Raw genomic sequence first — 5,627 nt, 5'->3', positions numbered from 1 at the left:
TGCCGGGGCGCCAGCAGGGCGCGGACCTCGCCGCCCTCCCGGCTCGGCGCACCGATCCTGACCAGGCCGTCGGCCAGCAGCCGGGACGTCTCGACCGTGACCGGGTAGACGCCCCTGCCGAGCAGGAACGCGATGTCACGCGCGGTGCGCCGCCCGTCGGCGAGCCCGAGCACCTCCCGGCGCAGGCCCCCGGCGGCCCGCAGGCCGGCGTTGGGGCCCGCGGCCCCGGTCGCCTGCGGCGCGGCGGGCTCCGCCACGGCCGCGAGGCGGTCACGTCCCGGCCGCACCGGCGTCGGGAACTGCGCGAGGGCGGCCAACCGCCGCTCGGTCTCGGCGCACAGCTGCCCGGCGTCCACCCGGGTCACCTCGCTGGTCCAGGGCTCCCTGCCGACCGGCTCGACGCCGGCCCCGGCGCCGAGATCCGGGGCCGGGGGCTGCCAGCGGCACTCCTCGACCGTGCCGGCCGCGATCGCGAAGACCGCGTCGAACAGGGCCATCAGGCAGACCGTCTCCAGCTCCGCCGCGCCGACCAGCCCGCGTCGGACCAGCTCGACCGCGAAGCGGCCGTGCGGCGCGCCCGCCTGGTAGGCCGCGACCCACGAGGCCTCGAGGACCCGGCCGGACCTCAGCAGCAGCGCCTCCGCCCCCGGCGCGCCGGGGCTCTCCGCGCCGGTGATCCGCCCGCCGTCCAGCCGCAGCAGGCCGCCCGGGTCCCCCGCGACCAACAGTGTCCCGGTGGCGGCGGCGCGGCTCTGCGCGGTGAGCGCCGCGACCACCCCCTCGGGCAGAACCCGGGCGATTCGATCTCGCTCAGACATCGACCTATCAATTTCGATCAGATTCTGCAAGAAAATCGGCGTATACGCCCATGCAGTCATGGCAGATTGCACAGGAAGGCATGCCGAAAAGACACACAGCAAAAGGACGGGAGACCGCCGCGGAAAATGCGGTCCACCCGCAGCTCCTTAATTTCATCCGTGCGGGTGGTGGGGAGTCAAGCGATTGATGACAATTGGTGGTGCCGCCGTGACTCCGCGCCACCTGCGCCAACGGGCATACTTCTGCCCGTGACCAGCGATTCCGCTCTGCGTTCGGGCCGCCCGCCTGCCCGACATCCGTATCTGGACCATCCGGGTCCGCTCGCGTTCGCCCACCGCGGCGGTACGCTCGGCGGTCCGGAGAACTCCATGGCCGCGTTCGAACGGGCCGTCCGGCTCGGCTACCGCTACCTGGAGACGGACGTCCACTCCACGGCCGACGGCGTGCTGGTCGCCTTCCACGACGACCGGCTGGACCGCGTCACCGACGGCACCGGCGCGGTCGCGCAGCTGCCGTGGCGCATCGTCTCCGCCGCCCGGATCGGCGGCCGCGAGGCGATACCGACGCTGGAGGAGCTGCTCGACGCCTTCCCGGAGACCCGCTTCAACATCGACGTGAAGGCCGCGGCCGCGGTCCGCCCGCTGGTCGACGCGGTACGACGGACCAACGCCTGGGACCGCGTCTGCGTCGGCTCCTTCTCCGAGTCGCGCCTGGCCGCCGTCCGCGCTGCGGCCGGTCCGCGCCTGGCCACCTCCGCCGGGCCGCGCGACGTGGTCGCGCTGAAGCTGCGCTCCCTGGCCCGCGGCGGGCTGCCGCTCGGCCGCGGCGCACGCCGCCGGGCGATCTGCCTCCAGGTGCCCGAGCGCGTCGCGGGCGGTGGCGACACGGGCCCACGCCTGGTCGACCGCGCCTTCGTGGACACCGCCCACGCCCTCGGCCTGCAGGTCCACGTCTGGACGGTGAACGAGGCCGACCGGATGAGGTCACTGCTGGATCTGGGTGTTGATGGCATCATGACGGATCACATCGACGTCCTGCGCGATGTCCTGATCGAGCGCGGAGCCTGGATTTGATCACTACTGCCCCGGCGTCGACCGAGACGACCGACCTCAAGCGCGCCCAACTCGGCTGGTACCTGAACGACTGGGCGAACGCGGCCTTCTCGGCGACCGTGCTCACGGTCTTCCTCGGCCCCTACCTGACCGACATCGCCAAGAGCGCGTCGGACGCCCACGGCGACGTGCATCCGCTCGGCCTCGCCGTCCGCGCCGGATCGTTCTTCCCGTACACGGTCTCCTTCTCCGTGCTGATCTCCGTCGCGGTCATGCTGCTGGCCGGTGCGACGGCCGACCGGACCGGCCGTCACAAGACGCTGCTCTGCGTCTTCGCCTACGTGGGCGCGGCGGCCACGGTCGGGATGTTCTTCCTGGGCGGTCACCGCTACCTGCTCGGCGGCGGGCTGCTGGTGGTCGCCAACGTCAGCTACGCCGTCTCCGCCGCGCTCGCCAACTCCTTCCTGCCGGGCCTGGCCCCGCCGGATGACCGCGACCGGATCTCCTCCAAGGGCTGGGCCTTCGGCTACGCGGGCGGGGGCCTGCTGCTCGTGCTGAACCTCGCCCTCTTCCTCGACCACAGCGCGCTCGGCCTCACCAGCGGCACGGCCGTCCGCCTCTGCCTGGCCTCCGCCGGCCTGTGGTGGGCCACCTTCACGATCTTCCCGATGCTGCGCCTGCCGCAGCGCGCCGGGCTCGCGCCCGTCGCGAAGCCCGTCGACGAGCACGCGGGCGGCACGCTGCGCGAGCTCGCCGGAACGCTGCGGGGGATGAAGAAGTACCCGCTGACGCTGCTCTTCTTGATCGCTTTCCTCTGCTACAACGACGGCATCCAGACGGTGATCTCGCAGGCCTCCCTCTACGGCAGCGAGGAGCTGGGCATGAGCCAGACCACGCTGATCGCGGGCGTGCTGCTGGTCCAGATCGTCGCCATCGGCGGCGCGCTGCTGCTCGGCCGGATCGCGGGCCGCTTCGGCTCCAAGCGCACCATCCTCGGCTCGCTGGTCGCCTGGGTGGTCACCCTCGCCTTCGGCTACGTCATGCCCGCCCACCAGCCGATCTGGTTCTACGCCCTGGCCGCCGCCATCGGCCTGGTGCTCGGCGGCAGCCAGGCGCTGTCGCGCTCGCTCTTCTCCCACCTGATCCCGGCCGGGCACGAGGCGGAGTACTTCTCGCTCTACAAGATCAGCGACCGCGGCACCAGCTGGATGGGTCCGCTCGTCTTCGGTCTCGCCTACCAGGTGACCGGAAGCTACCGGGTCGCGATCATCTCGCTGCTGATCTTCTTCGCGATCGGCTTCCTGCTGCTCACACGCGTTCCCGTGCGCCGCGCGATCGAGGCCGTGGGCAACCCGGTGCCGAACATCTCGTGATCCCGGTCTCGTGAGAACTCGTGAAGGCCGAATGGAGGCGGTGCGGAGGCCTGTCCCTTCGTGACTGCGAGGCACGATGGGTCAACCGAGGGTGATATCCGCCCCCAGATGTGACAAATCGGACGCGGGTGGGTACAAACTTGGGCGGCGTGATGTAAGTCGCGCGAGCACTGCGGGAATCTTCGACGGTTGCCGCACGTTGTACGGACCGACGAAGACAGCGACATCCAGTCCTGTGGGCCAAGAGCCCGGGAGGCACGATTCATGAGTGAGCGAGCTCTCCGCGGCACGCGACTCGGGGCGACCAGCTACGAGACCGACCGCGGTATCGATCTGGCGCCTCGCCAGACTGTCGAGTACGCATGCCAGAACGGACACCGCTTCGAGGTGCCGTTCTCCGTGGAGGCCGAGATCCCGCACATCTGGGAGTGCCGCTTCTGCGGAAGCGAGGCGCTGCTGATCGACGGTGACGAGCCCGAAGAGAAGAAGACCAAGCCGGTCCGTACGCATTGGGACATGCTGATGGAGCGGCGTACGCGCGAGGAGCTGGAAGAGGTGCTCGCGGAGCGCCTCGAGGTTCTCCGTTCCGGCCGTATGAACATCGCGGTACACCCGCGCGACCGCAAGACCGCATAGGGCGGCTTGCGCGACGAGGCCCGGGCTCCCCTTCGGGGGAGCCCGGGCCTCGTCGTGCACCTGGGCACTTCGGGCACGTTGCAGTTACCTCAAGGGGGCGCGCAGGGCCATCGGCACAGCGCGGCTACTCGCGCAGTTCCCCGCGCCCCTGAGGTTCGTCGCGGCGGGAGTAGTCGTACGGGGCAGGGTGCGGGGTGCCGTCCTCGTGAACGACCTCGCCCTGGACGACCTTGCCGTCGGGCCGGTGGATGCGGACCTGCTCCTGGAGGCGGACGGCGTCACCGAGCGGGCCCTTGCGCAGCAAGGCCATCGGGGCGCGCTGGAGCCGCCTCGCCACCGGCGGGACCAGGCAGAGCAGGCCGAGCAGGTCGCTGATGAACCCGGGGATCATCAGCAGGACGCCGCCGGCGACGGTGACCGCCGTCCGCGCCTCGCCCTCCGGCACGGTGCCCCTGCGCGCCGCCGCGAACGCCCGCAGCCCCGCGCGCTTCACGACCGACGCGCCCGCCACGAACCCGGCCAGCAGCAACAGCAGCGTCAGCAGCCAGCCGATCTGCTCGGCCACCGTCACCAGGAGCACCAGCTCGGCCACCACGTAGGCGGCGACGAGGAGGGGAAGGTACCGCTTGAGTCGGGACGCGCGCACGGCGGCTTGGCCCTTCGTTCGTGGTGTCAGGCTTCCACCGTAGAACGCCCGAGGTCAGGCCGGTGTTCCGGGCGTTCCAGAGGAGCGGCGGCGACGTGCCCAGACGGCGAAGCCGACCGCGCCGAGGCCGATGAAGGACAGCGCCCACTCGGGCGCCGCGCCGACCCGGTCGGCGAGGGTGAGACCGTCGCGCAGCGGCACCTTGACGTCCAGCTCCGCCTGCGTGGCCAGCTGCGTGCGCTGGACGACCGAGCCGTCCGGCGCGATGACCGCGCTGATGCCGCTGGTCGCGGCGATCACCACGGCGCGGCCGTGCTCGACGGCCCGCAGCCGGGACATGGCGAACTGCTGGTCCGGCTGGTCGGTGTGCTCGTAGGTCGCGTTGTTGGTCTGTACGACCAGGACCCGGCCGCCCTTGGTGACCGCGTCGTGGACGATGCCGTCGTAGGCGATCTCGAAGCAGATCACGTCACCGATCTTGGCGGGACCGACCGCCAGGATGCCGGTGTGGTCGCCCGGGTAGAAGTCGCGGGCCACCCGCTGCAGGCGGGTGATGTACTTCATCAGGATCGAGCGGAACGGCACGTACTCGCCGAACGGCACCGGGTGCTGCTTGGTGTAGGACGCGCCCGGGCCCGTCTTCGGGTTCCAGACGATGCCCTCGTTCATCACGTGCTGCGCGTCCGGGCCGTCGACCAGGGCGCCGACCAGCATCGGCACGCCGGTGCGGCCCGCGGCCTGGCTGATCGCGTCGTAGGCGGCGGGGGTGTTGTACGGGTTGACGTCGGAGGAGTTCTCCGGCCAGATCACCAGCTGCGGCTGCGGCAGCTTGCCCGCGTCGACCTTGTTCATCAGGTCGAAGGTCGCCGCGACGTGGTTGTCGAGCACCTGCATCGGGCGGCCGAGGAAGTCCATGCCGGCGTGCGGGACGTTGCCCTGGACGACGCCGATCTGCGCGTAGGCGGGGCCGCCCGCGGTGGTCCCGGCGGTCGGGAGCGGGATCGCGTAACCGACGACGCCCGCCGCTGCCGCGCCGGCCACGCAGGCGAGCCCGAGGCGGCCGCTGCGCCCGCGCCCCTCGCGGGTGCGCAGCGCCAGCAC

At 71.5% G+C, this 5,627-nt stretch carries 6 protein-coding genes; 3 read left to right on the top strand and 3 right to left on the bottom strand.

Annotation, left to right across the window (positions count from 1 at the left end; translation table 11 throughout):
- Positions 1 to 818 (bottom strand): hypothetical protein (locus TR48_RS43350; protein ID WP_161789855.1); only part of this gene is annotated, 818 nt, incomplete at its 3' end.
- 249 nt (positions 819 to 1,067) lie between these two features.
- On the opposite strand from TR48_RS43350, the gene TR48_RS17980 reads away from it, so the two are divergent.
- The 3 genes from TR48_RS17980 (at position 1,068) to TR48_RS17970 (ending at position 3,880) form a co-directional block, all read left to right on the top strand.
- Positions 1,068 to 1,892, top strand: coding sequence for a glycerophosphodiester phosphodiesterase family protein (locus TR48_RS17980; RefSeq protein WP_042368339.1), 825 nt, complete (start codon positions 1,068 to 1,070; stop codon positions 1,890 to 1,892).
- The gene (locus tag TR48_RS17975) at positions 1,883 to 3,244 is read left to right on the top strand and encodes an MFS transporter (RefSeq protein ID WP_084729522.1); all 1,362 of its coding nucleotides are present in this window, start codon (positions 1,883 to 1,885) and stop codon (positions 3,242 to 3,244) included. The genes TR48_RS17980 and TR48_RS17975 overlap by 10 nt, the downstream gene beginning before the upstream one ends.
- Positions 3,245 to 3,508: 264 nt before the next feature.
- Entirely contained in the window at positions 3,509 to 3,880 is a 372-nt protein-coding gene (locus TR48_RS17970; protein ID WP_042368335.1) for an RNA polymerase-binding protein RbpA, read from the top strand.
- 124 nt (positions 3,881 to 4,004) lie between these two features.
- Here TR48_RS17970 and TR48_RS17965 read toward each other — a convergent pair whose 3' ends face one another.
- Positions 4,005 to 4,526, bottom strand: coding sequence for an FxsA family protein (locus TR48_RS17965; RefSeq protein ID WP_236652200.1), 522 nt, complete (start codon positions 4,524 to 4,526; stop codon positions 4,005 to 4,007).
- 54 nt (positions 4,527 to 4,580) lie between these two features.
- A partial coding sequence (gene lnt, locus TR48_RS17960) for an apolipoprotein N-acyltransferase (protein ID WP_063771005.1) occupies positions 4,581 to 5,627 on the bottom strand: 1,047 nt, incomplete at its 5' end.

This window comes from Streptacidiphilus neutrinimicus (genome assembly GCF_000787815.1).
Taxonomy (GTDB): domain Bacteria; phylum Actinomycetota; class Actinomycetes; order Streptomycetales; family Streptomycetaceae; genus Streptacidiphilus; species Streptacidiphilus neutrinimicus.
Note: the sequence above shows the minus strand (reverse complement) of the source record. Positions and strands in the feature narration are given on the sequence as shown.

Excerpts from the sequence above, each read along its gene's own strand:
- TR48_RS17970 (WP_042368335.1), top strand. The coding sequence starts at position 3,509 with ATGAGTGAGCGAGCTCTCCGCGGCACGCGACTCGGGGCGACCAGCTAC.